At 68.7% G+C, this 419-nt stretch carries 1 protein-coding gene; it reads left to right on the top strand.

All coding sequences use genetic code 11. The annotated features are described in order from the left end of the window. Nucleotides 1-119 precede the first annotated feature (119 nt). The coding region (locus TSO352_RS16795) for an NAD(P) transhydrogenase subunit alpha (protein ID WP_109110691.1) at nucleotides 120-419 on the top strand (300 nt) is incomplete at its 3' end.

Below are 419 nucleotides of genomic sequence, written 5' to 3'. Positions count from 1 at the left end.
CACCGGCATCACGCTCAATTGGGATGACGAGATCGTCAAGGCCATCGCGCTGACCCGCGACGGCGCCGTCGTCCACCCCGCCTTCGCCGGCTGACCGGGCGCCCGAGGAGACACAACCCATGGATCAGATCCAACTGTCCGCCCGTATTGCCGAGCTGAAGGCGAACCTTGCGGCGCTCGGCCAGCAGGCCGACCTTCTGGCCGCCCAGGTCGCGCATTCGACCCAACCGGTGGCCGAGGCCGCCGGCGGTCACGGCAACTTCTTCGTCACCGGCTTGACGGTGCTCGTGCTCGCCTGCTTCGTCGGCTACTACGTCGTCTGGCGCGTCACCCCGGCGCTGCATTCGCCGCTGATGGCGGTCACAAACGCGGTGTCGTCGGTCATCATCGTCGGCGCCCTGATCGCCGCCGGACCGGCC

Origin of the sequence: Azospirillum sp. TSO35-2, assembly GCF_003116095.1 — a bacterium.
GTDB lineage: Bacteria > Pseudomonadota > Alphaproteobacteria > Azospirillales > Azospirillaceae > Azospirillum.
This window is presented reverse-complemented; position numbering and strand designations above follow the sequence as displayed.